The organism is Methylobacterium sp. Leaf100, assembly GCF_001422845.1.
In the GTDB taxonomy this organism is placed as follows: Bacteria; Pseudomonadota; Alphaproteobacteria; order Rhizobiales; family Beijerinckiaceae; genus Methylobacterium.
Genome location: NZ_LMMW01000045.1, coordinates 235,074 through 260,551, shown reverse-complemented (window position 1 = coordinate 260,551; position 25,478 = coordinate 235,074). Strand labels below are relative to the sequence as shown.

At 68.1% G+C, this 25,478-nt stretch carries 27 protein-coding genes; 15 read left to right on the top strand and 12 right to left on the bottom strand.

The features are described 5' to 3' along the window. Positions 1–3: 3 nt before the first annotated feature. The 12 genes from purF to ASF25_RS17225 all read right to left on the bottom strand — a co-directional run bounded on the left by purF (position 4) and on the right by ASF25_RS17225 (position 11,118). The gene (gene purF, locus ASF25_RS17280; RefSeq protein ID WP_056306094.1) at positions 4–1,494 is read right to left on the bottom strand and encodes an amidophosphoribosyltransferase; all 1,491 of its coding nucleotides are present in this window, start codon (positions 1,492–1,494) and stop codon (positions 4–6) included. 118 nt (positions 1,495–1,612) lie between these two features. Beyond that, a complete protein-coding gene (locus tag ASF25_RS17275; RefSeq protein WP_056306092.1) occupies positions 1,613–2,224 on the bottom strand; it encodes a CvpA family protein in 612 nt (203 codons plus the stop codon). A gap of 135 nt (positions 2,225–2,359) precedes the next feature. Further along, on the bottom strand, positions 2,360–3,793 hold the full coding sequence (radA, locus tag ASF25_RS17270) for a DNA repair protein RadA (protein WP_056173085.1): 1,434 nt from the start codon (positions 3,791–3,793) through the stop codon (positions 2,360–2,362). A 21-nt stretch (positions 3,794–3,814) separates the two neighbouring features. Then, positions 3,815–4,912, bottom strand: coding sequence for an alanine racemase (gene alr, locus ASF25_RS17265; protein WP_082502861.1), 1,098 nt, complete (start codon positions 4,910–4,912; stop codon positions 3,815–3,817). Positions 4,913–5,037: 125 nt separating this feature from the next. Further along, on the bottom strand, positions 5,038–6,528 hold the full coding sequence (locus ASF25_RS17260) for a replicative DNA helicase (RefSeq protein WP_056086665.1): 1,491 nt from the start codon (positions 6,526–6,528) through the stop codon (positions 5,038–5,040). Positions 6,529–6,797: 269 nt separating this feature from the next. Next, positions 6,798–7,361, bottom strand: coding sequence for a 50S ribosomal protein L9 (gene rplI / locus ASF25_RS17255; protein WP_056086662.1), 564 nt, complete (start codon positions 7,359–7,361; stop codon positions 6,798–6,800). Between the two features lie 60 nt (positions 7,362–7,421). Next, complete coding sequence (locus ASF25_RS17250; RefSeq protein WP_056306089.1) at positions 7,422–8,423, bottom strand: DUF2232 domain-containing protein; 1,002 nt, start codon at positions 8,421–8,423, stop codon at positions 7,422–7,424. Positions 8,424–8,577: 154 nt separating this feature from the next. Next, complete coding sequence (gene rpsR / locus ASF25_RS17245) at positions 8,578–8,865, bottom strand: 30S ribosomal protein S18 (protein ID WP_056173092.1); 288 nt, start codon at positions 8,863–8,865, stop codon at positions 8,578–8,580. A gap of 3 nt (positions 8,866–8,868) precedes the next feature. Then, positions 8,869–9,348 (bottom strand): 30S ribosomal protein S6, encoded by a 480-nt coding sequence (gene rpsF, locus ASF25_RS17240; RefSeq protein WP_056173095.1) that lies wholly within the window; start codon positions 9,346–9,348, stop codon positions 8,869–8,871. Positions 9,349–9,674: 326 nt separating this feature from the next. Then, a complete protein-coding gene (locus ASF25_RS17235) occupies positions 9,675–10,379 on the bottom strand; it encodes an MgtC/SapB family protein (RefSeq protein WP_056306087.1) in 705 nt (234 codons plus the stop codon). 35 nt (positions 10,380–10,414) lie between these two features. Continuing rightward, positions 10,415–10,672, bottom strand: a complete 258-nt coding sequence (locus ASF25_RS17230) for a PepSY domain-containing protein (RefSeq protein ID WP_056174085.1) — start codon at positions 10,670–10,672, stop codon at positions 10,415–10,417. Between the two features lie 71 nt (positions 10,673–10,743). Continuing rightward, a complete protein-coding gene (locus tag ASF25_RS17225) occupies positions 10,744–11,118 on the bottom strand; it encodes a PH domain-containing protein (protein WP_056173100.1) in 375 nt (124 codons plus the stop codon). A gap of 116 nt (positions 11,119–11,234) precedes the next feature. Here ASF25_RS17225 and ASF25_RS17220 point away from each other — a divergent pair, with 116 nt between their 5' ends. The 15 genes from ASF25_RS17220 (at position 11,235) to rseP (ending at position 25,352) form a co-directional block, all read left to right on the top strand. Further along, positions 11,235–11,993: a pyridoxine 5'-phosphate synthase gene (locus ASF25_RS17220; protein ID WP_056306085.1), complete on the top strand. Its 759-nt coding sequence runs from the start codon at positions 11,235–11,237 to the stop codon at positions 11,991–11,993. After that, positions 11,990–12,403 (top strand): holo-ACP synthase, encoded by a 414-nt coding sequence (gene acpS, locus ASF25_RS17215; RefSeq protein ID WP_056306083.1) that lies wholly within the window; start codon positions 11,990–11,992, stop codon positions 12,401–12,403. Before ASF25_RS17220 ends, acpS begins: the two co-directional genes overlap by 4 nt. Positions 12,404–12,519: 116 nt before the next feature. Continuing rightward, entirely contained in the window at positions 12,520–13,320 is an 801-nt protein-coding gene (gene lepB / locus ASF25_RS17210) for a signal peptidase I (protein ID WP_056173108.1), read from the top strand. 14 nt (positions 13,321–13,334) lie between these two features. Continuing rightward, the gene (rnc, locus tag ASF25_RS17205) at positions 13,335–14,129 is read left to right on the top strand and encodes a ribonuclease III (RefSeq protein WP_056262778.1); all 795 of its coding nucleotides are present in this window, start codon (positions 13,335–13,337) and stop codon (positions 14,127–14,129) included. Next, a complete protein-coding gene (gene era, locus ASF25_RS17200) occupies positions 14,122–15,099 on the top strand; it encodes a GTPase Era (RefSeq protein ID WP_056173114.1) in 978 nt (325 codons plus the stop codon). Before rnc ends, era begins: the two co-directional genes overlap by 8 nt. Before the next feature lie 188 nt (positions 15,100–15,287). Beyond that, entirely contained in the window at positions 15,288–16,220 is a 933-nt protein-coding gene (locus ASF25_RS17195; protein WP_056306082.1) for a methyltransferase, read from the top strand. After that, positions 16,217–16,972 (top strand): pseudouridine synthase, encoded by a 756-nt coding sequence (locus tag ASF25_RS17190; protein WP_056306079.1) that lies wholly within the window; start codon positions 16,217–16,219, stop codon positions 16,970–16,972. The genes ASF25_RS17195 and ASF25_RS17190 overlap by 4 nt, the downstream gene beginning before the upstream one ends. 171 nt (positions 16,973–17,143) lie before the next feature. Further along, positions 17,144–18,211, top strand: coding sequence for a 30S ribosomal protein S2 (locus tag ASF25_RS17185; protein ID WP_056173123.1), 1,068 nt, complete (start codon positions 17,144–17,146; stop codon positions 18,209–18,211). Positions 18,212–18,349: 138 nt separating this feature from the next. Continuing rightward, the gene (gene tsf, locus ASF25_RS17180) at positions 18,350–19,273 is read left to right on the top strand and encodes a translation elongation factor Ts (RefSeq protein WP_056173126.1); all 924 of its coding nucleotides are present in this window, start codon (positions 18,350–18,352) and stop codon (positions 19,271–19,273) included. Positions 19,274–19,425: 152 nt separating this feature from the next. Beyond that, positions 19,426–20,148 (top strand): UMP kinase, encoded by a 723-nt coding sequence (gene pyrH, locus ASF25_RS17175; protein WP_056173129.1) that lies wholly within the window; start codon positions 19,426–19,428, stop codon positions 20,146–20,148. Between the two features lie 147 nt (positions 20,149–20,295). After that, entirely contained in the window at positions 20,296–20,862 is a 567-nt protein-coding gene (frr, locus tag ASF25_RS17170; RefSeq protein ID WP_056173131.1) for a ribosome recycling factor, read from the top strand. 249 nt (positions 20,863–21,111) lie between these two features. Then, on the top strand, positions 21,112–21,951 hold the full coding sequence (locus tag ASF25_RS17165; protein WP_244473073.1) for an isoprenyl transferase: 840 nt from the start codon (positions 21,112–21,114) through the stop codon (positions 21,949–21,951). Further along, positions 21,951–22,817, top strand: a complete 867-nt coding sequence (locus ASF25_RS17160; RefSeq protein WP_056173134.1) for a phosphatidate cytidylyltransferase — start codon at positions 21,951–21,953, stop codon at positions 22,815–22,817. Before ASF25_RS17165 ends, ASF25_RS17160 begins: the two co-directional genes overlap by 1 nt. 13 nt (positions 22,818–22,830) lie before the next feature. After that, on the top strand, positions 22,831–23,994 hold the full coding sequence (gene dxr / locus ASF25_RS17155; protein WP_056306077.1) for a 1-deoxy-D-xylulose-5-phosphate reductoisomerase: 1,164 nt from the start codon (positions 22,831–22,833) through the stop codon (positions 23,992–23,994). Between the two features lie 197 nt (positions 23,995–24,191). Next, positions 24,192–25,352 carry an RIP metalloprotease RseP gene (rseP, locus tag ASF25_RS17150; RefSeq protein WP_056306075.1) on the top strand — a complete coding sequence of 387 codons (1,161 nt, stop codon included), beginning with the start codon at positions 24,192–24,194 and terminating at the stop codon, positions 25,350–25,352. Positions 25,353–25,478: the final 126 nt, after the last annotated feature.

Genomic DNA, 25,478 nt, shown 5'->3' with positions numbered 1-25,478 from the left:
CGTTCAGTCGGCTTCGGCCAGCATCGCCAGCCGGCGCGGACCGGCGATGGCCATGTCGGTCAGGCTCGTCGGGTAGTCGCCGGTGAAGCAATGGTCGGTGTATTGCGGGCAGGCCTCGTCGCGGCGTTCCTCGCCCATGGCCTTGTACAGCCCGTCGATGGAGAGGAAGGCAAGCGAATCGGCGCCGATGTAGCGGCGCATACCCTCGAGATCGTGCGTGGCAGCGAGGAGCTTCTCGCGCTCGGGCGTGTCGATGCCGTAGAAGTCCGGGTAGGTGATCGGCGGGGAGGCGATGCGAAAATGCACCTCGCGGGCGCCGGCTTCGCGCATCATGCGGACGATCTTCACGGAGGTGGTGCCGCGTACGAGGCTGTCGTCGACGAGTACGATGCGCTTGCCCTCGACCACGGCGCGGTTGGCCGAGTGCTTCATGCGCACGCCGAGTTCGCGCACGGACTGCGTCGGTTGGATGAAGGTGCGCCCGACATAGTGGTTGCGGATGATGCCCATTTCGAAGGGCAGGCCGGTCTCCTGGGCGAAGCCGAGGGCGGCGGGCACGCCGGAATCCGGCACAGGGATCACCACGTCGGCGTCGGCCGCCGATTCGCGGGCGAGTTCGTGACCGATGTTCTTGCGAACCGAATAGACGCTCTTGCCGTTCACCACGGAATCGGGCCGGGCGAAATAGATGTACTCGAAGATGCACGGGCGCATGGGCCGGGCCGGCGCGAAGCGAATCGACTGGATGCCCTCTTCCGAGATCACCACGATCTCGCCGTTCTCGACGTCGCGGATGAACTTGGCGCCGATGATATCGAGGGCGCAGGTCTCGGAGGCGAGGATGTAGCGGCCGTCGAGTTCGCCCAGCACCAGGGGCCGGATGCCCATGGGATCACGGGCGCCAATGAGCTTCTTGTTGGTGAGCGCGACGATGGCGTAGGCGCCCTCGATCTGCTTCAGGGCTTCGGTGAACCGCTCCACGATCCGCGGCGCGCGGGAGCGCGCGGCGAGGTGCAGGATCACCTCTGTGTCGGAGGTCGACTGCGTGATGGCGCCGTCGCGCACGAGGTCGCGGCGGATCGACAGGGCGTTGGTGAGGTTACCGTTGTGCGCGACCGCGAGACCGCCGCTGGCCAGTTCGGCGAACAGGGGCTGCACGTTGCGCAGGATGGTGCCGCCCGTGGTCGAGTAGCGCACATGCCCGATGGCGGCCCGGCCCTTCAGGCGGGCGATGGTCTCGCCATCCGAGAAGGAATCGCCGACGAGGCCGGGGCGGCGCTCCGAATGGAAGACTTCGCCATCGAAGGAGACGATGCCGGCTGCTTCCTGGCCGCGATGCTGGAGGGCATGGAGGCCGAGCGCCACGATGGCCGAGGCATCGGGATGGCCGAAGATGCCGAACACCCCGCATTCCTCGCGCAGGGTATCGCCGTCGCGATCGAGGCCGTCCACGGTCCCGGCGGTCGGACCGGCACTCGGTTTCACTGCCAACATGGTGCGGTCGATCCCTGATTGCCCGGTACTGGGCCAGCCGGCCTCGTCACGAAGCCGTCATGCGCGAAGCCAGCATGTAAGCGGCGTCCGCCCGGGCACCAAGCGCCGGCACCGCAGATCAGCGTCGCGAGGCGGGCGTGGCTGGGGACGGTGCATCGCTGCGGCGCTGGGCCGGCACGTCGCCCTCCGGCGGCTCGACGGGGTCGGACGGGCTGTCCGTCTTCGGCTTCTTGAACTGCTTCAGCAGGCCTTCGGGATTCTCGGGCAGCTGAGCCACCAGGGCCTCGCCGGACTTCTCCAGCATCGGGCGGCTGCGGGCCTGGGCTGCCCAATCGGGCATTTTGCCCTGGACGAGCCAGGCCAGGAACACCCAGCCGATGACGCAGATCAGGAAGCCGCGCCCAGCGCCGAACAGGAAACCAAGAGACCGATCGATGGCGCCGATGCGCGAATCGAGGATCATGTCCGACACCTTCACGGTGATGATCGAGACCACGATGAGGGTGCCGAGGAAAATCGCCGCGATGGACGCCACCAAGGCCACGGTGGCGTTGGTGACGTGCTGGCTCACCGTCGGCAGTAGCAGGGGATAGAGCTTCCAGGCAACGGCGGCGGCGGCGACCCAAGCGATGATGGCCAGCACCTCTCGGGTGGCGCCACGCACGGCCGCGAGCAACGCGGACACCACGACGATGCCGAGCACGACGAGATCGAGAACGGAGAACGGCATCGTGGGCGATTGTCACTTCAAGGGAGTTGCTTCGGCAAAGCGTATCCTGCGGCTTCCCCCGGCCGCGCCCCTGTATATCGTGCCGAATCCTGGCCGTCACCCTCAAGCCGACCGGCATCCCGGCCGGGACGGGCTTCAATCCTCGTCGTACTCCACCCCACCGCGTCCCCGGCCGGACCCGACCCGGCGCGGGCCGTTGCTGGCGATGCCGGCGACGAGGTCGGCGATGTGGCGCAGGGCTTCGGTGGGAAACCCGTCGTTGCCGCCCTCGCCGCGCCCCTGAGGCGTCACCGCCTTGGCAAAGCCGAGCTTCAACGCTTCCTTCAGGCGGGCCGGCGCCTGGGCCACCGGGCGAATGGCGCCCGACAAACCGATCTCCCCGAAATACACCGTCTCGGACGGGAGTGCCGAGCCCGACAGGGACGAGACCAGGGCGGCGGCGACAGCCAGATCCGCCGCCGGTTCGGTGATGCGCAGGCCGCCGGCAACGTTGAGGTAGACGTCGTGGGTGCCGAGCCGGATGCCGCCATGGGCCTCCAGCACCGCGAGTACCATCGAGAGCCGGTTGGGGTCCCAGCCGACCACGGCCCGGCGCGGCATGCCGAGGGAGGAGGGCGCGACGAGGGCCTGGATCTCGACCAGCAGCGGCCGCGTCCCCTCCATGCCGGCAAACACCGCCGTGCCGGGCGCCGCGTGGTCGCGCCCCGCCAGGAACAGGGCGGAGGGATTCGGCACTTCGGCCAGCCCCATATCGGTCATCTCGAACACGCCGATCTCGTCCGTAGGTCCGAAGCGGTTCTTCACCGCGCGCAGGATGCGGAAGTGGTGGCCCTGGTCGCCCTCGAACGAGGCGACCGCGTCGACCATGTGCTCGACCACGCGGGGGCCCGCGATCTGCCCGTCCTTGGTGACGTGACCGACGAGGATCACCGCCGTGCCGGTGGTCTTGGCGAAGCGGATCAGAGTCTGGGCCGAGCCGCGCACCTGGGTGACGGTGCCGGGCGCCGATTCCACCGTCTCGGTCCACATGGTCTGAATCGAATCGATGATGCAGAGCGCCGGCGGGGTGCCCTGCGACAGGGTCTCGACGATGTCCTCGACGTTGGTCTCGGCTGCCAGCTCCACCGGCACGTCGGCGAGGCCGAGGCGCTCGGCGCGCAGGCGCACCTGGGCCACCGCCTCCTCGCCGGAGATGTAGACGACGCGCTCCCCCGTGCGCGCCATGGCGGCGGTGGCCTGCATCAGCAGTGTGGATTTGCCGATGCCGGGATCGCCGCCGAGCAGGATCACCGAGCCGCGGACGAAGCCGCCGCCGGTCACCCGATCGAGCTCGTTGATACCCGATGGAATGCGCGGCGCCTGCTTGACCTCGCCGGTGAGCCCCTCCAGCGGGAACACCCGGCCCTTCGCGCGGCTCGGCCGCGTCTTGACCGGGCCGGACTGGGGGCCGGCGGCACCGGTCTCTTCGGCGATGCAGTTCCAGCCGTTGCAGGCTTCGCAGCGCCCGCGCCAGCGGTTGTAGACCGCGCCGCAGGACTGGCAGACGAAGGTCTGTTGGATCTTGGCCATGACGCGTCCGGAAGAGGCCCCTCAGGCCTCGGTTCCTGTCACATAATGGCGAACATAGCGAGAACCCAGCCCCGTCAGGATCTCGTAGCCGATGGTGCCGGCAGCGTGCCCGACAGTGTCGATGTCGAGGGCGTCACCGATGAGCGTCGCGGTTCCACCACGCGCTGCGCCGGGGGCGCCGGTGACGTCGAGAATGACGAGATCCATGGAGATGAGCCCGACGATTGGGCAACGTACGCCGTCGACCAGGGCCATACCCCGTCCGCTCGCCGCACGCGGATAGCCGTCGGCGTAACCGAGTGAGAGGGTAGCGAGGCGGCGGCGGCCATCCGCACGCCAGGCGGCGTTGTAGCCGGCGGTCTCGCCGGCCACGACGGTACGAACCTGCACGATGGTCGCCTCCAGGCGCACCACCGGACGCATGGGATTGGGTGTACCCGGCTTGGGGTTGCCACCGAAGAGCGCATAGCCGGGGCGCAGCAGGTCGTGGTGGGCTCGCGTACCCAGGAAGACGCCGGATGAATTGGCGAAGGAGGCGGGGATTCCCGGCAAGGCCGCGCGCAGGCGGGCGAAGTCCGCAGCCTGCCGCGCATTGATGGCCTCGTCCGGCAATTCGGCACTGACGAGATGGGTCATCAGGAGGTCGATGCCCGCCCGGGCCACGAGGGGATCGTCGACGAGTCCCAGCGCCTCGGACACGCAGAAGCCGAGGCGGTTCATCCCGGTGTCGATATGGAGCGCGGCTGGCCTCGGAGCGCCGGACTCGGCGGCAAGCGCCGCCCACTCGATCATCTCCTCGCGCGATCCGAGGACCGGGCGCAGGGCATGGGCGATGAGCGCGGGGCCGATGCCGGGCAGAAGCCCGTTGAGGACGTAGATGGTCGCGTGCGGCAGAAGCGCGCGCGCCGTGACGGCCTCGCCGAGGTGGGCGACGAAGTAGGTTCGGCACCCGGCCGCCCACAGGGCGGGCGCGACTTGGGTGAGGCCGCAGCCATAGGCGTCGGCCTTGACCACCGCCGCGCAGGTGAGGCCGGGCGCCTCGTCCGCGAGGCGGCGCCAGTTCGCCGCGATGGCCCCGAGGTCGATGGTGAGGGTGGCGCCGTGGCCTGCTTCGATCACGCTGTCCAGCTTTGTTCGGTCATTGATTCGGCAGGGTTCGTTCCGAAGCAGACCCTAAACAAGGGCCGGAGGCTTCCACCACCAGATCGCTCGTAGGAATTGGCACCGAATCGCCTGACATGCGATCACATATGCTGGTCGGGGATTCGGTCCGACTGGGCAAGGTTCGAGAACCGCGTGATGTTTGCGTCGAACTGGAGCTCAACCGTGCCGGTGGGGCCGTGGCGCTGCTTGCCCAGGATCACCTCGGCCTTGCCGTGGACGCGGTTCATCTCGGCTTCCCAGGCGAAGAACTCTTCCGTGCCCTCACGGGGTTTCTTGTTGTTGACGTAGTACTCCTCGCGGAACACGAACATCACCACATCGGCGTCCTGCTCGATGGAGCCCGATTCGCGCAGGTCCGAGAGCTGCGGACGCTTGTCCTCGCGGTTCTCGACCTGACGCGAGAGCTGCGACAGGCCGATGATCGGCACGGCGAGTTCCTTGGCCAGCGCCTTCATGCCCGTGGTGATCTCGGTCATCTCCTGCACGCGGTTGTCCGAGCGCTTGCCGGAGCCCGACAGGAGCTGGAGGTAATCGACGATGAGCAGGTCGAGACCCTTCTGGCGCTTGAGGCGCCGGGCACGCGCCGCGAGCTGGGCGATGGAGATGCCGCCGGTCTGGTCGATGTAGAACGGGATCGTCTGCATGTCCCGGGCGGCATCGGTGATCTTGTAGAAATCCTCCGGGCGGATGTCGCCGCGGCGGATCTTGTAGGAGGGCACGCCGGACTGCTCGGCGATGATGCGGGTGGCGAGCTGCTCGGCCGACATTTCGAGGGAGAAGAACCCGACGATGCCGCCGTTGACCGTCTTCATGACGCCATCGGCGCCCTTCTCGCCCTTATAGGCCTTGGCGATGTTGAAGGCGATGTTGGTCACCAGCGAGGTCTTGCCCATGGCCGGGCGGCCCGCGAGGATGATGAGATCCGACGATTGCAAACCGCCCATCTTGGCGTCGAGGTCGGACAGGCCGGTGGCGATGCCCGAAAGCTTGCCCTCGCGCTGGTAGGCCTTGGCGGCCATGTCGACGGCGGTGGTGAGCGCCTCGGAAAATTTCTGGAAGCCGCCGTCGTACTTGCCCGATTCGGCGAGTTCGTAGAGCCTGCGCTCGGTGCCCTCGATCTGGTCGCGGGGCGAGGATTCCACCGGGGCCTCGTAGGCGCCGTTCACCAGATCCTCGCCGATGGTGATGAGCCGGCGCCGTATAGCCAGATCGTAGATGGTGCGGCCGTAATCGCCCGCGTTGATGACCGTGGTCGCCTCGGCCGCGAGGCGGGCGAGGTACTGCATCACCGTCTGGCCACCGAGATCGGCGTCGCCGAGATACGTCTTCAGGGTGATCGGGGTCGCGAGCTTGCCGCCCTTGATGAGCTGCGAAGCCACCTCGAAGATCTTGCGGTGGACGTCTTCCATGAAGTGCTCGGCCAAGAGGAAGTCCGAGATGCGATAGTAGGCGTCGTTGTTGACTAGGATCGCGCCGAGCAGGGCCTGCTCCGCATCGATGTTGTGCGGCGCGACGCGGAATTCCTGCGTCACCTGTTGAAGGTTGGCCACGAGGGCGTTGGGCAGGGCCATGGGCTGACTCGAGGCTCCGACTTTTCCAAGCGCGCGGGGATGTGGTCACCCAACCCGCCTTCATTCAGAGGCCAACCATGGCGCACCGTGGTTAAGAGCCTCTGATCACGATCGACCGATCCGCGTGCGAGCCCGGCCAGAGCCGGACGCACGAACGCCCGCGACTCAGGCGAGGCGCGGGCGTCTATTTTGGAACAAAGGAGGAACAAGTCAAACCGTGAACGCTATCGCTCCCCGTTCTCCACCGCCCCGAAGGGCCGTGAATCGGCTTACTCGCGGTCGTCGCCGGCCTCGGCCAGCGCCGCGCCGACTTCGAGGCCGAGGTCGTCGAGGTTGAACGCCTCGCGCTCGGTGGTGGACTCGCCGCGGGCCTGACGCTCGGCCTCCTCGGGGGAGCGGGCGACGTTGACGGTCACGGAGACCTCGACCTCGGGGTGCAGCACGACGGGGACGACGTGCAGGCCGAGGGTCTTGATCGGCTGGTTCAGCGCGAACTGGTCGCGACCGACCGAGAAACCCTCGGCGGTGACGACCTCGGCGAGATCGCGGGTCGAGACCGAGCCGTAGAGCACGCCGGTCTCGCCCGACTGGCGGATGAGCACGAAGCTCTTGCCCTCGAGGGTCTCGGCGACGGTCTGGGCCTCGGACTTCTTCTCGAGGTTGCGGGCCTCGAGCTGGGCGCGCTGGGTCTCGAAGTGCTTCTTGTTGCCGGCGGTGGCGCGCAGGGCCTTGCCGCGGGCGAGGAGGAAGTTGCGGGCGTAGCCCGGCTTCACGTTCACGGTCTCGCCCATCTGGCCGAGCTTGGCGACGCGCTCGAGGAGGATGACTTCCATGGTTCTGGTCCTTCGGTTGGGGTTGGGATGGAAAACCGCCGGCCTCGGCCGGCGGCAGGCTCAAGGTCGCCCGGGCACGTCCTTCGGACGGCGCCGGTCGAGGGCGGTGTCGGCGATGCCGAACAGGGTCAGGGCCACGAAGGCGATCCCCTGGGTCACGAACAGGATGAGGTACAGGCCGAACAGTAGGGCGAGGCGCCCCGGGCGGCCCCGGCTTCGGTCGTGGAAGGCGGCAAGTCCCTGGATGGCGAAGGCCGCGCTGAGGGCGCCGGCCACGGCCACGCCGAGCACACCGGGATAGCCCGGCGTGAAGGTCAGCAGGAGGGCGACGGCCAGGATGCCGAGGACCCGGCGCGGCATTCGCGTGGAGGGCAGGTCGGGCCAAGGCCGGGGCAGGCGGCCCGACATTTTTACGATTTTCGCGGCGGCCCATAAGTAGAACACGAGGAGGACGGCCAAGCCCTGCGCGGCGAGACCCGGCGCGATGCGGGCCAGGGCGTCGGACACGTCGTCCTTCAAGGTGTCGTCGGGCTTGCTCGCGTCCGGTTTCGGAGCATCCGGGTCCGCCGCATCAGGGGCGGTCTGGGCCGGGACGGCCGCGCGCCCCTGGGTCTGGATCTTCACGATGGTGCGCGTCATGTCGCGCAGCTGCGTGTGGAAGGTCTCGTAGTTCGGCGCCGCGATGACTGCGATGGCGACGAAGGCAAGGCCGGCCGTGCCGGCGGTCCACGCCAGCAGCCGGCCTGTCGGATACCATTCCATGGTACCGTCGGCGCCGGGCCGGCCGAGGAGCGCGAGGTAGGCGAGCCACCAGGCGGGCAGGGCCAGATAGGCGAGAAAGCCGAGGCCGAGGAAGGGCTGCACCACGAGGGCCAGCGCGAGGCTGCCGGTGACGGCCGCGACGAGGGCGGCCTTGTGGCTCCAGCCGAGCCCGACGATGAGGATCGGGAGCGGGGCGAGCAGATAGAGGATGATGGCGAGTGCCGTCGCCTTCAGCAGCACGCCGAAGAGGAGGGCCGAGACGAGGCCCGCGCCGATACCGATTCCGAGAAACTGACCCATCGATCCCGCTGTCCCACTGTCCCGGTGCCGGGCAGGGTTAGAGGCACGCATCGCCCCAACGTCTCCCAGCCCTCACCATCGAAGGCCGGTACGAAACACTTCTACCGGTGAACCGGCATGTGCCTCGGCTCCATCGGAGCCGAGGCGGTCGTGACTACTTGATCACGTAGGGCAGGAAGCCGAGGAAGCGGGCGCGCTTGATCGCCTGGGCGAGCTCACGCTGCTTCTTGGCGGACACCGCCGTGATGCGCGACGGGACGATCTTGCCGCGCTCGGAGACGTAGCGCGACAGGAGCTTGACGTCCTTGTAGTCGATCTTGGGCGCGTTCGCGCCCGAGAAGGGGCAAGTCTTCCGACGACGGAAGAAGGGACGGCGTCCGCCGCCCGCACCACCACCAGCACCGCCAGCGGCGGGTGCACCGGGTCCAGCACCAAACGCCATAGCTTAAGCCTCCCCGCCGAAGCTGCGCTCGGGGCGGTCGCCCCGGTCGCCGCGATCACCACGGTCGCCGCGATCGCGGTCGCCGCCGAATCCACCACCACCGCCGAAGCCTTCGTCGTCACGACGACGGCCGCGCTCACGATCCTTGCGGTCGTCGCGGTCGCGCTTCTGCATCATCGCCGACGGCTCGGACTCGAGCTCTTCGACGCGGACGGTCATGAAACGCAGGACGTCCTCGGAGATCTGCATCTGGCGCTCCATCTCAGCCAGGGCGGCCGGGGGGGCGTCGACGTTGAGGAGCGTGAAATGCGCCTTGCGGTTCTTCTTGATGCGGTAGGCGAGGGACTTCACGCCCCACATCTCGATCTTCTCGACCTTGCCGCCATTGGCTTCGATGACGCCCTTGTAGGTCTCGACCATGGTCTCGACCTGCTGGGTCGTCACGTCCTGGCGTGCCAGGAAGACGTGTTCGTAGAGAGGCATTAACGGGCCCTTCATATCCAAAGGGACCCGACGGCACATGGGAGTGCGGGATAAGAAGCGTCGGGCCGGTTCGTACGCGAAATCGCCCGGCGCCAAGCCCTTCGAGCCGTTTGAAGGCCCGAGCGGTTGATCGAAGGCGGAGACACGGGACGACGGGAAAAGCCCTTGCGGAACCTCGCCCTATGCCGAACGAATCGGCATCGTCCGTTCAGCCCCCAGCCGGAGCGAACACGAGGGGTGGCGGATAAACCAGTTGTTCGGGCTTGGCAAGGCAGCCGCCATTCGGGCCCAGAGCGGTGAGAAGGGCCGACCTTCGGCTCGGCATCTCAGACGCTGGGATCCCGCGTGGTGGTTTCGCGGTGGATCGTCTCCACGCTCGCGACGGCTTCGTGCCGGCGCAGCCGCTCGGTCAGCGCATTGAGGGTATTGCGGTCCACATGCACGAGGCAAAGGGTGATCTCATCGCTCGCATCGACTCCGCGCTGGCGAATTACGATCTGCCGCAGCTTCGGCGCACACGGCCCGGCGAGGGCGCGCAGGTGTGCGAGGGTCAGCGCATTGTGTCGAGCGACGATGCGCAGATCGTATTTCTGGCGCCGCTCGCGGTAGCGTTGTTCCAACGGCTTCATGCCCGCCAGGATACCCAGCACGATGGCAGTTGTGGCGATGGCCGGTACGTAGAGCCCGCCCCCGGACGCAAGACCAATGGCGGCCACCGCCCAGAGGCTCGCGGCGGTTGTGAGGCCCTTCACAACCTCACCGCGCAAGAGGATCGTGCCGGCACCGAGGAAGCCGATGCCGGACACCACCTGGGCGGCGACACGCGACGGATCGAGGGTCACGTTCGGTCGGCCCAGGATGTCGGCGAACCCGAAGGCCGAGACGATCATCAGCAGGCACGAACCGACGCAGACCAGCATGTGCGTCCGCATGCCGGCCGCCCATACCAGTCGCTCCCGTTCGAAGCCGATGACGCTGCCGAGCAGCGCGGCCACGAGCAAGCGGCCAACCATGTCGACGTTGCTCAGCACGATTCGACGCTCATCGTCCGCTCGTGGGCGTCCGGTTATTTGTTCGGCTTTTCGGACAGGAGTGCCCCCGTCTTCGGATCGGCGTGGAACTGCATCTTCGTGCCGTTCTTCACGCCCTCGCCCTCCCAATGGCCATCATCGGCCTCGAACTCCGTGATGCTGGTGTAGCCCTCCGCCATCAACTTCTGTTTCACCTGCGCGGCGGGCATCCAATCGGCTCCGGGCTGATCGGCGAGTGCTGCCGTCGATGCGGCAAGGGCGAGCGCCAGGGCGAGGGGAATCGAGCGTGACATCCAGAACTCCATGAGCCGGCAAAAAATCTAGACGGTTCAACGGGAATGCCGGGGGTGGGTTCCTGCGCGGCCTACCGAATCGATGCCGCGATCGCCTGCTGGATGCCCAGGATGTTCGCGCCCCGCTTCAAGGTCTTCTGGATCGGCTCGGCCCTGCCGGACACCCAGATCTTGAGTTCGGAATCGAGGTCGAAACTCCCGGCCGTCTCGACGGAGAAGCAGGTGATCGCCCGGTACGGCACCGTCATGTACTGGACCTTGCGGCCGGTGATCCCCTGCTTGTCCACGAGGATCAAACGCCGGTCGGTGAAGACGATGAGATCCCTCAGGAGTCGGAAGGCGACCTGCACGCTTTCACCCTCAGTGAGGATGCCGGCGAGCTGCTCGCTGACCTCCGCCGCCGAGAGGTCGCTGCCGTGGCCGAGAAGGCCGTCGAGAAATCCCATCGTATGCCGTATCCCCGTTCGTGCTTGCGAGGCCTATATAACGATGGTGCTGGCCTGGTGAAACGACCGGGCCGTGTTGATCTCCGTGGGGATCGCGTTTGGAGTCCGCCGGAAACATGACTCATCGTTCCTTGCGTCTCGGCGTGAACATCGACCACGTCGCCACCGTTCGCAATGCGCGCGGCGGCGGGCAACCCGATCCGATCCGGGCGGCGCGCATGGCCGTCGAGGCGGGGGCGGACGGCATCACGGCGCACTTGCGCGAGGACCGGCGCCACATCCGCGACGCCGACATGGAGACCTTGGCCCGGGTCCTGACCGTCCCCCTCAACTTCGAGATGGCGGCCACCGACGAGATGGTCGCCCTGGCGATTCGCCTGAAGCCCCATGCCGCCTGCCTCGTGCCGGAGAAGCGCGAGGAGCGCACCACCGAGGGGGGGCTCGACATCGTCGGCGGCCACGAACATCTGGCGCCCCGCATCATTGCCCTGAGCGCGGCCGGCATCCGCGTATCCCTGTTCGTCGAGCCCGATGTCGCGGTGATGGACGCCGCACACCGCCTCGGCGCCCCCGTGGTCGAGCTCCACACTGGGACCTATTGCGAGGCGGTGGCGGCCGGAAACACCAAACGGGTGTCGGTGGAACTCGCTCGAATCGCCCGCGCGGCGACGCATGGCGCCAGCCTCGGCCTGGAGATCCATGCCGGTCACGGCTTGGCCCTGGACAGCGTCGGACCGGTGGCGGCGTTGGCCGAGATCGCCGAGCTCAACATCGGCCACGCCCTCATCGGCGAGGCGATCTTCACGGGGTTGGATCAAGCCGTCCGCGACATGCGGGCGGCCATGGACGCCGCCCGGGGAGCGAGCGCCGCATGATCGTCGGCATCGGCTCCGATCTCTGCGACATCCGCCGCATCGCACGCTCCCTCGAACGCTACGGCGAGCGCTTCACCCACCGGGTCTTCACCGACGGAGAGCGGGCGAAATGCGATGCCCGCGCCGCCCGCGCGCCGTCCTACGCCCGGCGCTTCGCCGCCAAGGAGGCCTGCGCCAAGGCGCTCGGCACCGGTCTCAGCCAGGGCGTATTCTGGCGGGACATGGAGGTGGTGAACCTGCCCGGCGGTCGCCCGACCCTACGCCTGACCGGCGGGGCCGCGACGCACCTCGCCGGGCTGATTCCGGCGGGTCATGCCCCCAAGGTCCACATCACCCTTACGGACGATCCTCCCATGGCTCAGGCCTTCGTGATCATCGAGGCGGTGCCGCTCGGCACCCTCCGGGCCTAGCCGGCGGCCCCTCGCGTTGCGGCTCCTCCGCGCATGGTCTATGCCGCCGCTCGACCGTCGATGACGGACGGGGCCTGGATGTCGGCCTTCCGTGTCGAATCGGAGAGGCCAGCCAGATGGAACGTGCCCGCGTGGACCACCAGACGAAGCATGACTTGAAGGCGGCCGAGACCGGAACCTGGGCCAGCATCAAGGAAACCCTGAAGGTCGGCGGCCAGGCGCTGCTCATCGCCCTCGTGGTACGGACGCTGCTGTTCCAGCCGTTCAACATCCCGTCGGGGTCGCTCGTGCCGACGCTCCTCATCGGCGATTACCTCTTCGTCTCGAAATATTCCTATGGCTACTCGAAATACTCCCTGCCCCTGAGCGAGTACCTGCCGTTCACGGCCGACGGCCGGGTCTGGGCGGCGACCCCGAAGCGCGGCGACATCGCGGTGTTCAAGCTGCCCAAGGACAATGCCACGGACTACATCAAGCGCGTCATCGGCCTGCCCGGCGACAAGATCCAGATGAAGGCCGGCCTGCTCTACATCAACGACGTGCCGGTCAAGCGCGAGAAGATCGCGCCGTTCGAGACCACCGGCCCCTACGGTGAGCAGGCCAAGGCCGAGCAGTACCTCGAGACCCTGCCGGGCGGCGTCACCCACAAGGTGATCGAGCGCGACGGCGACAACGGTTACTGGGACAACACCGAGCCCTACACCGTGCCGGAAGGGCGGTTCTTCATGATGGGCGACAACCGCGACAACTCCACCGATTCGCGCGATCTCGCCAATGTGGGCTTCGTGCCATTCGAGAACTTCGTCGGCCGGGCGGAGATGATCTTCTTCTCCATCGACGAGGGCACGCCGGCGTGGCAGATCTGGAACTGGCCGGCGAAGGTCCGCTGGGGCCGCCTGTTCACCACCATTCAGTAGGGCGATTGCGAACCGTGGACGAAGAGGCGCGTCCCTCCAGCCGGGCGCGGCGCGCGCCGCGTCCGAAGCCCGGCCTCGCCGTGCTCGAAGCCGCGATCGGCCATGCCTTTGCCGACCCGAACCTGCTGGTCCTGGCGCTGACCCACGTGAGCAAGGCGGGCGGCAATGGCCGTCTCGGCAGCTATCAGCGCCTCGAATTCCTCGGCGATCGTGTGCTGGGTCTCGCCATCGGCGATCTCCTCTACGCCGCGTTTCCGGGAGCCGACGAGGGTGACCTGTCGCGGCGCCTCGCCGGCCTCGTCCGGCGCGAGACCTGCGCCGCCGTGGCCACCGCCTGGGATGTCGGTCCGCACCTGTTGCTCGGCCCCGGCGAGGTCCAGAGCGGCGGGCGCCGCAACCAGACCATCCTGGCCGATGCCTGCGAGTCGATCCTCGGCGCCGTGTTCCTCGACGCCGGCTATGCCAAGGCCAAGGCCATCGTGGAGGCCGCCTTCACTCCGGGCGTCGACACGGCCGCCCCGCGGGGACGCGACGCCAAGTCGTCGCTCCAGGAGTGGGCGATGGGCCGCGGCCTGCCGATCCCCGCCTACGAGGTGGTGGAGCGCTCCGGCCCCGATCATGCCCCCCTGTTCCGCATAGCCGCCCGGGTCGAGGGCTTCGCGCCCGGCATCGGTTCCGGCCCGTCCAAGCGCCTTGCCGAGCAGGAGGCCGCCCGCCTCGTGCTGGAGCGCGAGGTGCTCGGTCAGACCCCCACCCCAACCATGGAGACGTCGGCGGACGTCCGCGAAGGAAATTCCCCCGATGTCTGATCCCGATTTCGAGACCGACCACGACGACGACGATCTGCCGCCCCTGGTGCCGATCCCTTCGGCGCCCATGCCGGAGAACACCACCGCCGGCTTCGTCGCTCTCATCGGCATCCCGAATGCCGGCAAGTCGACACTTTTGAACAGCCTCGTCGGCACCAAGGTGTCCATCGTCTCCCGCAAGGTGCAGACGACGCGCGCACTCGTGCGCGGCATCGTCATGGAGGGCACGGCGCAGATCATCCTCGTCGACACCCCCGGCATCTTCGCGCCGAAGCGCCGCCTCGACCGCGCCATGGTGCATTCCGCCTGGAGCGGCGCGTCGGACGCCGACGCCGTGTGCCTGCTCATCGATGCCCGCAAGGGCGTCTCCGACGAGGTCGAGGCGATCCTGGCCAAGCTCCCCGATGTGAAACGCCCCAAGGTCCTGATCCTCAACAAAATCGATCTCATCCCGCGCGACCGCCTGCTGGCGCTCTCCGCCTCGCTCAACGAGCGCATCGCCTTCACCCACACCTTCATGATCTCGGCGCTGAACGGCGACGGCATCGACGTGCTGAAGGCGACCCTGGCTTCAATGATGCCGAAGAGCCCGTGGCTCTACCCCGAGGATCAGGTCTCGGACGCCCCGATCCGCATGCTGGCCTCCGAGATCACCCGCGAAAAGCTCTACGACCGCCTGCACGAGGAACTGCCCTACCGCTCCACCGTCGAGACCGATCAGTGGCAGGTGCGGACCGACGGATCGGTGCGCATCGAGCAGACCATCTTCGTCGAGCGCGAGAGCCAGCGCTCCATCGTGCTCGGCAAGGGCGGCCAGACCATCAAGGCCATCGGCCAGGCGGCGCGGCGGGAGATCGCCGAGGCGGCCGAGCAGACGGTTCACCTGTTCCTGCACGTGAAGGTGCGCGAGAACTGGGCCGACGATCCGGCACGCTACCGCGAGATGGGCCTGGAATTCCCCCGCGGCTAGCAAGGTTTCACCCATGTGGTCGCCGGTTTCCCGTCGAGGATCGGCGACCTGTCAGGAAGCCGAACAGGGTGAAGCGTTGGCTTGCCGACGCGAACCTGCTTCGGCATCGGCTATCACCGACCAGCTCAGGTCACCCGTCACGCTCTCAGCCGTCGAGGCGCGCACCATCCGCGCCGGATCGTATCATCATGTCCGTCACATCGTTCTTGCACGCCGTCTACGGCCTCCCGCCCGCTGAACTCATCGATGGGCCGGAGGGGGCCGCCGACGGCGCCGTTCAACTTTCGCCGCTGATCCCGGGGTCGCCACGGATCGAGGATGTCGATCTGGGCAGCCTCGAACGGATCGACGTGCTGGCGCCGGCCGGCACCATCGAGCGCCGCTACGTCCTGGCCCAGGCGCTGCGCGCGCTGCGTCCCGGAGGCCGCCTCACGGCCCTCGCCCCGAAGGACCGGGGTGGCTCCCGCTTGGCCAAGGAACTCGCGGGCTTCGGAGCGCCGGCGACGGAGAGCGCCCGGCGCCACCACCGCATCTGCGTGGTCGATCGGCCGGAGGCCATCGGCGATCTGAAGGCGGCCCTCGATGAGGGTGGTCCGCGTCATATCGACAACCTCGCCCTGTGCTCGCAGGCCGGCATCTTCTCCTACGACCGCCTCGATCCGGGCTCGGCCCTGCTCCTGTCGCTGCTCCCCCCGCTCTCCGGCAGCGGTGCCGATTTCGGCTGCGGCCTCGGGGTCCTGGCGCGCTCCGTCCTGCATTCGCCCAAGGTCACGACCCTGACCCTCATCGACATCGACCGGCGTGCCGTGGAAATGGCGACGCGCAACGTCGGCGATCCGCGCGCCACGATCCGCTGGGCCGACATCCGCGCGGGCCATCTCGGCCTCAGCCGCCTCGACTTCGTGGTGATGAACCCGCCCTTCCACGACGGCGGTTCAGAGGATCAGGCCCTCGGCCAGGGCTTCATCGCCCGTGCGGCCGAGGCCCTGCGCCCGGGCGGGACCCTGTGGCTCACCGCCAACATGCACCTTCCCTACGAGAAGCCCCTCAAGGCCGCATTCAAGACCGTCGAGCTGAAAGCATCGTCCGGCGGCTACAAGATCTTCGAGGCCCGGAAATGAGCAAGGCGGGCAAGACCCCGACCCTGCGCCTCGACCGCCTGCTCGCGAACATGGGCTACGGCTCGCGCCGTGAGATCGGGCTCCTCACCGGGGCCGGCCTCGTCGTCCTCGACGGCGCCCCCTTGCGGGATTCGGACCAGCGCATCCCGGTCACACCCGATCTGGCGCAGCGCATGATGGTGGACGGCGCCCCCCTCGATCCGCCGCCGGGCGTGACCCTGATGCTGCACAAGCCGCTCGGCGTCACCTGCTCGCACAAGGAGGCGGGGCCGCTGGTCTACGGTCTGCTGCCCGACCGCTGGCGCCGGCGCGACCCGGCCCTGTCCACCGTCGGCCGCCTCGACAAGGAGACGTCCGGCCTCCTGCTGCTGACCGACGACGGCGCCCTGCTGCATCGGATCATCGCGCCGAAATCCAACGTCGCCAAGCGATACCAGGTGACTCTGGACCGCCCGCTCAAGGGCAACGAAGCCGCGATTTTCGCCTCCGGCACCCTGATGCTGGAGGGCGAGGACAAGCCGCTCCTGCCGGTGGAGACGGAGGTTCACGACGAGACCCTCGCCGCCGTCACCCTGCACGAGGGTCGCTACCATCAGGTCCGGCGCATGTTCGCCGCCGTCGATAACCACGTCGTCGGCCTCCACCGCGACCGAATCGGCGGGCTCGACTTGCCGGCCGATCTCGAGGCCGGCGCGTACCGGGTGATGGACGAGGCCGCGATCGCCGCCGTTTTCGGCGGCGCACAGGCCTGACGGGCTCCGCCCGCCCCAAAACCTTGCCATCGCAAAAACCGTCTGGTAAGGCCCCGCCCATTCCACACGCGGAGTTGGCCTCATGCCTGAATGAGGCGTTTCCGGTGACCGGTGCCCCACGGGACCCTGGTCGCTTCCTCCGCGGCGGCATAACCGGAGAGACAAAAGATCATGGCCGTTGATTTCAGCATGCGTCAGCTTCTCGAGGCCGGCGCCCACTTCGGGCACCAGGCCCACCGCTGGAACCCGAAGATGCAGTCCTACATCTTCGGGACGCGCAACAACATCCACATCATCGACCTGGCCCAGACCGTGCCGGCGCTTCACCAAGCCCTGCAGGCCGTGAGCGACACCGTGGCCAAGGGTGGCCGCGTGCTGTTCGTCGGCACCAAGCGCCAGGCCGCCGACACCATCGCCGAGGCCGCTAAGCGTTCGGCCCAGTACTACGTCAACTCCCGCTGGCTCGGCGGCATGCTGACCAACTGGAAGACCATCTCGGGCTCGATCTCGCGCCTGCGCAAGGTCGACGAGATCCTCGATGGCGGGGCCCAGGGCCTCACTAAGAAGGAGCGTCTCATGCTCGCCCGCGAGAAGGACAAGCTCGAGAAGGCCCTCGGCGGCATCAAGGACATGGGCGGCGTGCCCGACCTGCTGTTCGTGATCGACACCAACAAGGAGCAGCTCGCGATCAAGGAGGCCCAGCGCCTCGGGATCCCGGTGGCCGCCATCGTCGACACCAACTGCAACCCGGACGGCATCACCTACGTGGTTCCGGCCAACGATGACGCCGGCCGCGCAATCGCTCTGTACTGCGACCTCATCGCCCGCGCTGCCATCGACGGCATCTCGCGCGGTCAGGGCTCGAGCGGCATCGATCTCGGTGCCTCCGAGGAGCCGACCGCCGAGGAGCTGCCCGCCAACGACGAGGGCGCGGCTTCCATCGAGTCCGGCTCGGTCACCCAGGCCGATGTGGCAGCCCTCGTTGAGTCCACCGAGCACTTCGAACTGCTCTCGGCCCCGCGCGGCGCCCCCGACGACCTGTCGAAGCTCCACGGTGCCGGTCCCCAGATCGTTCAGAAGCTCAACGAAGCCGGCGTCTACCATTACTGGCAGATCGCCGCGATGAGCGAAGCGGACGTCGCGAAGGTCGATGCCGATCTCAAGCTCAATGGCCGCATCGGCCGTGACGGCTGGGTCGAGCAGGCCCGTGGCTTCGCCGAGGCCGCCGCCGCCGCCTGAGACCGCCACGGCGGCCTCGAGCCAGGGCCGCCACCGACGGATCGACACCATCATCCTGAAGCCCGGTGCTTTTTCCAGAGCGCCGGGCTCCTTCACTTCAAGAATCCCCCACATCAAGAGTCCCGGAAAGGACAGGCCATGGCCAACATCACCGCCGCACTGGTGAAAGAGCTCCGCGAAAAGACCGGCGCGGGCATGATGGACTGCAAGGGCGCACTGAACGAGACGGACGGCGACATCGAAGCCGCCGTCGACTGGCTGCGCAAGAAGGGCCTCGCCAAGGCCGCCAAGAAGGCCGGCCGCGTCGCCGCCGAGGGCCTCGTCGCCGTCGAGTCCGCCGGGCACCACGCCGCCCTCGTCGAGGTGAACTCCGAGACGGACTTCGTCGCCCGCAACGACAGCTTCCAGGGCTTTGCCCGCGAGGCCGCCAAGCTCGCCCTGGATACCGACGGCACCCTCGAAGGCCTCGAGTCCGCCAAGTTCCCCGGCGCCGAGACCACCGTCAAGGAGAGCCTCGCGAACCTCATCGCCACCATCGGCGAGAACATGACCCTGCGCCGCGTCGCCAAGCTCGACGTGACCAAGGGCGTCATCGCCTCCTACGTCCACGGCCAGGTGGTCGACGGCCTCGGCAAGATCGGCGTCCTCGTCGCCCTCGAGTCCGAGGGTGACGTCGAGGTGCTCTCCACCCTCGGTCGCCAGATCGCCATGCACGTCGCCGCCACCAACCCGGTGGCCCTCGATGCCGCCGGCGTCGACCAGCCGACCCTCGACCGCGAGATCAACATCCTGCGCGAGAAGAACGCCGGAAAGCCCGAAAATGTGCTCGCCAAGATCGTCGAGAGCGGCCTGAAGAGCTACTACAAGGAGGTCACCCTCCTCGAGCAGCCCTTCGTGCACGACGGATCGAAGACCATCACGCAGGTCCTCAAGGAAGCCGAGGGCAAGGCCGGCGCACCGGTCAAGCTCACCGCCTTCGTTCGCTACGCCCTCGGTGAGGGCATCGAGAAGGAAGAGGCCCCGGATTTCGCCGCCGAGGTCGCGGCCGCCGCTCGCGGCTGATCACGGACCGACGGTCTGACGAAAATGTGAGGGGGGCGGTGGCAGCGATGCCGCCGCCCCTCGACGTTTCGGTCCCGCCTGCGCTAGACACCCCTCCGCTTCCGATTGGCTCSCCGCCCCGATTTCGGGACGGCTTTGAGGGGACTGGCTCGATGCCGGAGACCACACCGTTTCGCCGCGTCCTCGTGAAGCTGTCCGGGGAGGCGCTCGCTGCGCCGGACGGTTACTGGCTGCACCCCCCGACGCTCGCCGGTATCGCCGACGACATCGCCCGTACGCGGGAAGCTGGAATCCAACTCGCCCTGGTGGTCGGCGGCGGCAACATGATCCGCGGTGCGCGCATCTCGGCCGCGGGCTGGATCGACCGGGCCACCGGGGATTCGCTCGGCATGATGGCGACGGTGATGAACTCGCTGGCCCTCGAGACCGCACTGAACGCCGCCGGCGTACCCGCCCGCACCATGTCGGCCGTGTCGATGCCGACGATCTGCGAGACCTTCGCGCGGCAGCCCGCCCTGCATCACCTCGACAAGGGGCAGGTCATCGTGCTCGCGGGCGGCACCGGCAACCCGTTCTTCACCACCGATACGGCCGCCGTTCTGCGCGCGGCCGAGCTGCGTTGCGATGCCGTGCTCAAGGCGACACAGGTGGACGGGGTCTACTCTGCCGATCCGAAGATCGACCCGTCCGCCACCCGCTACGATCGCCTCACCCACGACGAGGCCATCGGCCGCGACCTCAAGGTGATGGACACCGCCGCTTTCGCCCTCGCCCGCGAGAGCCGTCTCTCCATCGTGGTCGGGTCCGTCCATGCGCCGAGCTCGATCCGGGCCATCCTCACGGGGGAGGCACCGGCCACCCACGTGGTTCCTTGATCCACGCTCCCGCGATCCTCGGATGCGAAACGCCGAAGGGCCGCGAACACATTTGCGGGCCACAGGGTTTTGGTTCATTGAAGCCGCAGAACGGGCCCCGGCGGCCCGGCTTCCCTCCCTCTCTGTTCGCGTCGGGACACTGAACGCATGGCTGCTATCCCCGAATTCGATCTGAACGACATCAAGCGCCGCATGCAGGGGGCCGTCACCTCCCTCAAGGGCGACCTCGGTTCCCTGCGAACGGGCCGCGCGACCCCGAGCATCCTCGATCCGATCCAGGTCGATGCCTACGGGGCGATGATGCCAATGGCGCAGGTCGCCACCGTGAGCGTGCCGGAGCCCCGCCTGCTGAGCATTTCGGTCTGGGACCGGGGCATGGTCAGCGCCGTCGAGAAAGCGATCCGCGAATCCGACCTCGGCATGAACCCCCAGACGGAAGGCCAAACCATCCGCCTGCGCGTGCCGGAGATGAACGAGCAGCGCCGCAAGGAAATGGTCAAGGTCGCACACAAGTATACGGAAGAGGCTCGTGTCGCCGTCCGCCACGTGCGTCGCGACGGGCTCGACCATCTGAAGAAGCTGGAGAAGGACGGCGCCATCAGCGAAGACGACGAGAAGCGTCAGGCCGGTGAAGTCCAGAAGGTCACCGATCAGCACATCGCCGAGATCGACGGCGTGCTGGCGTCCAAGGAAAAGGAAATCATGCAGGTCTAGCGCATCTGCCCGAGAGGTGGACACCGGCTTTCGCAACAGCCGATGCGTGACCGAGGATCGGGAGCATCGTCTTGGAGCGGGTATCCGAGACGATGCTCCCCTGCGCTCTGCGACGACTTGGATGTTGAGTTCGTCGTAAGGACGCAGGACGAGGGAAGGTTCTGGGACCGCGGTTCGATTTGATCGATCACGGTTCCAGCGTTCGGCGGATTGCCGTCCGAACGGGACGAAGCACGGGGGAGGGGCGCGTTGGGTCGAACTGAGGGCGCGCGTCACATCGAAGCCGGGATGGTGGGAGGGCAGGGCGCGTCGGCGTTCGAAGTCCGCTCGCCGGCCGTGTCCGGTGCGGCACCGGTGCTGCCCGCCGGCCTCGCGCTGCCAGCGCCTGCGCACGTCGCCATCATCATGGACGGCAACGGACGCTGGGCGGCACGGCGGGGTTTGCCCCGCGTCGAGGGCCATCGCCGCGGCGTCGAGGCCGTGCGTCGGGCCGTGCGGTCCTCCATCGACCTCGGCGTACGCTACCTGACCATCTACACGTTCTCGTCCGAGAACTGGCGCCGTCCGCCGGCGGAGGTCGCCGACCTCATGGGCTTGCTCAAGTTGTTCGTCCGCCGCGATCTGGCCGAGCTTCATCGCAACGGCGTGCGCGTGCGGATCATCGGCGACCGCGAGGGCCTGAGCGCCGATATCGTCGCCCTTCTGGACGAGGCCGAGGCGATGACCCGGGCCAATCCCGGCCTGACCCTGGTGGTCGCGTTCAACTACGGTGGTCGCCAGGAGATCGTCCGCGCCGTGCGCACCCTCGCCCGGGCCTGCGCCGAGGGCAGTACGAGTCCCGACGACATCGACATCGACGCCATCACGGCGGCCCTCGATACCACCGGCATTCCAGATCCCGATCTGGTGATCCGCACCTCGGGCGAACTGCGTCTGTCGAACTTCCTCACGTGGCAGACGGCCTACGCCGAGTACGTGACCACGCCCGCCCTCTGGCCGGACTTCGACCACGATGCCTTCGTGGCGGCCATCGGCGAGTACCATCGCCGCGACCGGCGCTTCGGCGGTCTCAGCGACAAGACCGGCTGATGGGAAGCCCGAGCGAGGCGGCCCCGGGTGTGCGGCGCAATCCCCTGAGCGGGCGCGAGTTCCAGCTTCGCCTAGTGTCTGGGGTGGTGCTGGCGATCCTCGTGGTCTCGGCCCTGATCCTCGGTGGCGGACCGTTCGCCTTCATCTGGCTGGCCGCCGCCCTAGTCGGCGCCGCGGAGTGGATCGGCATGAGCCGCACCGGCCCGCGCCGGCTGCTCCTGACGATCATCGGCGTGACCCTCGCTGGCCTCTCCCTGTGCCTCCGGGAGGGAGCCACCCCCCTCGTATTCCTCGCCGTCGCCGCGACGGGGACCCTCGGTCTGCTCGTCCTGGCCCAGGACGGTCCGGCGCGGGGCCGCGCGGTGGCGGGCCTTGCCGGCGGCGCCGTGGTCGCCCTCGTTCCGCCGGGTCTGCGCGACGATCCCGGCATCGGCATCCTCGGGCCCGCCTGGATGTTCGCGGTGGTGTGGTCCACCGATGTCGTCGCCTACATCACAGGCCGCACGTTCGGCGGCCCGAAGCTGATGCCGAGTGTCAGCCCGAAGAAGACGTGGTCGGGCGCGCTCGGTGGTCTCGCCGCCGGGACCGCCGCGGGCATCGGCCTCGTCGCCCTGGCGCGGGGCTACGGCTGGAGCCCGCTCGCGGCGACCTCACTTGCCATCGTGGGCGCTGTCAGCGCCGCCGCCTCGATCTTCAGTCAGGCCGGCGATCTGGCCGAATCGGCCCTGAAGCGGCACTGGGGCGTCAAGGATTCCGGCCGCTCCATCCCCGGCCACGGCGGGGTCATGGACCGTCTCGACGGTTTCGCCGCCGTGGCCTTGCTGGCCGGATTGTATCTCCTCGCGCATCGCATGGGCGCGGTCTGAAGGATTGTCTCCGTTGAGTCTCACCGTTTCCATCCTGGGTGCCACCGGCTCCATCGGCCGATCCACCACGGACCTTCTCGGCCAGCATCCCGAGCGCTTCCGCATCGGCGCCCTGGTGGGCGGCCGTGACGCCGTCGCGATCGCGAAGCTCGCGCGCGAAATCGGTGCCGACTTCGTGGCGCTGGCCGACGAATCACAGGGGGCGGCCCTGCGCGATCTCCTCTCCGGCACCGGTATCCCCAACGGCGCCGGCGAAGGCGCGGTGCTGGAGGCCGTGGCACGCGATGCCGACATCGTCGTGGCCGCCGTGAGCGGAGCCGCCGGTCTTCGCCCGACCCACGCCGCGCTCCGCCTGGGTCGCACGGTGGCGCTCGCCAACAAGGAGAGCCTCGTCTGCGCCGGCGACGCCTTCATGCGGGACGCCGTTCGCTACGGAGCCACCCTCCTGCCGGTGGATTCCGAGCACAACGCCCTCGCCCAGGCGCTCGGTGACGGCAAGGTCGCGGATATCGCCACCATGACCATCACGGCCTCCGGCGGGCCGTTCCGCACCTGGACCGCCGAACGCATCGCCGCCGCCTCGCCCGCGGAGGCCGCCGCCCATCCGACCTGGTCCATGGGCATGAAGATCAACATCGATTCGGCGTCCCTGATGAACAAGGGCCTCGAACTCATCGAGGCGCATCACCTCTTCGCCATCGAGGCGGCGCGCCTCGACGTGATCGTCCACCCACAATCCATCGTGCATGGCCTCATCACCTGGCGTGACGGCGCCGTCACGGCGGGGCTCGCCATGCCCGACATGCGGGTGCCCATCGCCCATTGCCTGGGGCTCGGCGAGCGGCTGACCATCGCGCGGGGCCGTTCCCTCGACCTCGCGGCGGTGGGGAGTCTCACCTTCGAGGCCGCCGACGAGACACGGTTCCCGTGCCTTCGGATCGCCAGGGCCGCCCTGCGCGACGGCGGTGCGGCCCCGACGGTGATGAACGCCGCCAATGAGATCGCGGTGGCGGCCTTCATCAGTGGCGCCATCGGTTTCTACGGGATCGCCGATCTGGTCGAGCGCGCTTGTACCCATTTCGCAGGGCTCTACCGGCAGGCACCGTCGGATGTCGACGAAGCCCTGGCCATCGACGCCGAGGTGCGGGCCTGGAGCAGCGAAGCCCTGGCGGCTTGATCCCGCCCGGAGCGCGTCGCGGCGAGCTTCGGGTCAAGCCCTCCCTCTTTACCCAAATCGCAGGAATACCGGCTTTCCGGCTGGTCTTTGCCCCAGTGCGACGCCAGAACCACGCTGGCGCATTTGCGTTCGCCGGCCCCGGCCCCGATCTGCTACAGGCGGATTGGCTTGCCGGCAGGACGCTTCGAGGATCGACGATGGACTTTCTGAACGCGATGGGCGGGACAGCCGCCGGATTCTTCGGCAACGTGATCCCGTTCCTGATCGTGCTCAGCGTCGTCGTGTTCGTTCACGAGATGGGGCACTTCCTCGTCGGACGCTGGTGCGGCGTCGGCGTCCACGCCTTTTCCCTCGGGTTCGGCCCCGAACTCTTCGGCTTCAACGACCGTCACGGCACACGCTGGAAGCTTTCGGCCGTGCCGCTCGGGGGCTACGTCAAGTTCCACGGCGACGCGAACGGTGCCAGCGTGCCGGACCCCGATGCGGTGGCGCGGATGAGCCCCCAGGAGCGCGCCACCAGCTTTCCGACGCAGCCCCTGGCCAAGCGCGCCGCCATCGTCGCCGCCGGTCCCATCGCCAACTTCCTCCTCGCCATCGTGCTGTTCTCCGGAGCGATCTACTTTGGCGGACGCTACGAGACACCGGCCCGCGTCGAGGCGGTGATGGCAGGGAGCGCGGCCGAGCGCGCCGGCTTCCAGCCCGGCGACATCATCCGGGCCATCGGCGGCACCACCGTCAACAGCTTTACCGACATGCAGCGTTCGGTCACCACCAGCGCCGGTTCCAGCCTCGCCATCACCGTCGAGCGCAACGGCGAGCGGCAGGTGCTCACCGCCGTGCCGGACGGCGTCGAGGAGCGTACCCCGTTCGGGCGGCACCGTTTCGGTCGCCTCGGCATCCAGGGTCCGAAGGGCAGCGAGGCCAAGCTCGTCCATTACGGCCCGCTCCAGTCCGTGGGTCAGGGCGTCTCCGAGACCTACTTCGTGGTCGACCGGACCATCGATTACATCGGCAAGCTCGTGACCGGGCGTGAATCGGCCGATCAGCTCTCCGGGCCCATCGGCATCGCCCGGGTCTCGGGCGAGGTCGCCAAGGTCAGCGGTGCGGGCGGACTCATCGGCCTCATCGCCCTTCTGTCGGTGTCCATCGGCCTTCTCAACCTGTTTCCGGTGCCCCTGCTCGATGGCGGACACCTTCTGTTTTACGCCTTCGAGGCCGTGCGCGGGCGGCCACTGAGCGAGCGTACGCAGGAAATCGGCTTCCGGATCGGTTTGGCCCTGGTGCTGTTCCTGATGCTGTTCGCCGCCTGGAACGACGTCCTCAATCTCGGTGCCTCCTGGGGGTCGCGCGGCACCTGATCGACGTTCCCAGGCAATCCTCAAACTCGATCAAATCACTGGCCGCGCTGGCGCATCCGCCGCGCGGCCAAGTCGCGTTGTGGCTTCGTTCACCATGTTCGGCGATGGCGTTTCGGCGTTAAGTGA

Coding starts and splice junctions, on each gene's coding strand:
- purF (WP_056306094.1), bottom strand. CDS start 1,494: ATGTTGGCAGTGAAACCGAGTGCCGGTCCGACCGCCGGGACCGTGGAC.
- ASF25_RS17275 (WP_056306092.1), bottom strand. CDS start 2,224: ATGCCGTTCTCCGTTCTCGATCTCGTCGTGCTCGGCATCGTCGTGGTG.
- radA (WP_056173085.1), bottom strand. CDS start 3,793: ATGGCCAAGATCCAACAGACCTTCGTCTGCCAGTCCTGCGGCGCGGTC.
- ASF25_RS17260 (WP_056086665.1), bottom strand. CDS start 6,528: ATGGCCCTGCCCAACGCCCTCGTGGCCAACCTTCAACAGGTGACGCAG.
- rplI (WP_056086662.1), bottom strand. CDS start 7,361: ATGGAAGTCATCCTCCTCGAGCGCGTCGCCAAGCTCGGCCAGATGGGC.
- ASF25_RS17250 (WP_056306089.1), bottom strand. CDS start 8,423: ATGGGTCAGTTTCTCGGAATCGGTATCGGCGCGGGCCTCGTCTCGGCC.
- rpsR (WP_056173092.1), bottom strand. CDS start 8,865: ATGGCGTTTGGTGCTGGACCCGGTGCACCCGCCGCTGGCGGTGCTGGT.
- rpsF (WP_056173095.1), bottom strand. CDS start 9,348: ATGCCTCTCTACGAACACGTCTTCCTGGCACGCCAGGACGTGACGACC.
- ASF25_RS17230 (WP_056174085.1), bottom strand. CDS start 10,672: ATGTCACGCTCGATTCCCCTCGCCCTGGCGCTCGCCCTTGCCGCATCG.
- ASF25_RS17225 (WP_056173100.1), bottom strand. CDS start 11,118: ATGGGATTTCTCGACGGCCTTCTCGGCCACGGCAGCGACCTCTCGGCG.
- ASF25_RS17220 (WP_056306085.1), top strand. CDS start 11,235: ATGACTCATCGTTCCTTGCGTCTCGGCGTGAACATCGACCACGTCGCC.
- acpS (WP_056306083.1), top strand. CDS start 11,990: ATGATCGTCGGCATCGGCTCCGATCTCTGCGACATCCGCCGCATCGCA.
- lepB (WP_056173108.1), top strand. CDS start 12,520: ATGGAACGTGCCCGCGTGGACCACCAGACGAAGCATGACTTGAAGGCG.
- era (WP_056173114.1), top strand. CDS start 14,122: ATGTCTGATCCCGATTTCGAGACCGACCACGACGACGACGATCTGCCG.
- ASF25_RS17195 (WP_056306082.1), top strand. CDS start 15,288: ATGTCCGTCACATCGTTCTTGCACGCCGTCTACGGCCTCCCGCCCGCT.
- ASF25_RS17190 (WP_056306079.1), top strand. CDS start 16,217: ATGAGCAAGGCGGGCAAGACCCCGACCCTGCGCCTCGACCGCCTGCTC.
- ASF25_RS17185 (WP_056173123.1), top strand. CDS start 17,144: ATGGCCGTTGATTTCAGCATGCGTCAGCTTCTCGAGGCCGGCGCCCAC.
- tsf (WP_056173126.1), top strand. CDS start 18,350: ATGGCCAACATCACCGCCGCACTGGTGAAAGAGCTCCGCGAAAAGACC.
- pyrH (WP_056173129.1), top strand. CDS start 19,426: ATGCCGGAGACCACACCGTTTCGCCGCGTCCTCGTGAAGCTGTCCGGG.
- frr (WP_056173131.1), top strand. CDS start 20,296: ATGGCTGCTATCCCCGAATTCGATCTGAACGACATCAAGCGCCGCATG.
- ASF25_RS17160 (WP_056173134.1), top strand. CDS start 21,951: ATGGGAAGCCCGAGCGAGGCGGCCCCGGGTGTGCGGCGCAATCCCCTG.
- rseP (WP_056306075.1), top strand. CDS start 24,192: ATGGACTTTCTGAACGCGATGGGCGGGACAGCCGCCGGATTCTTCGGC.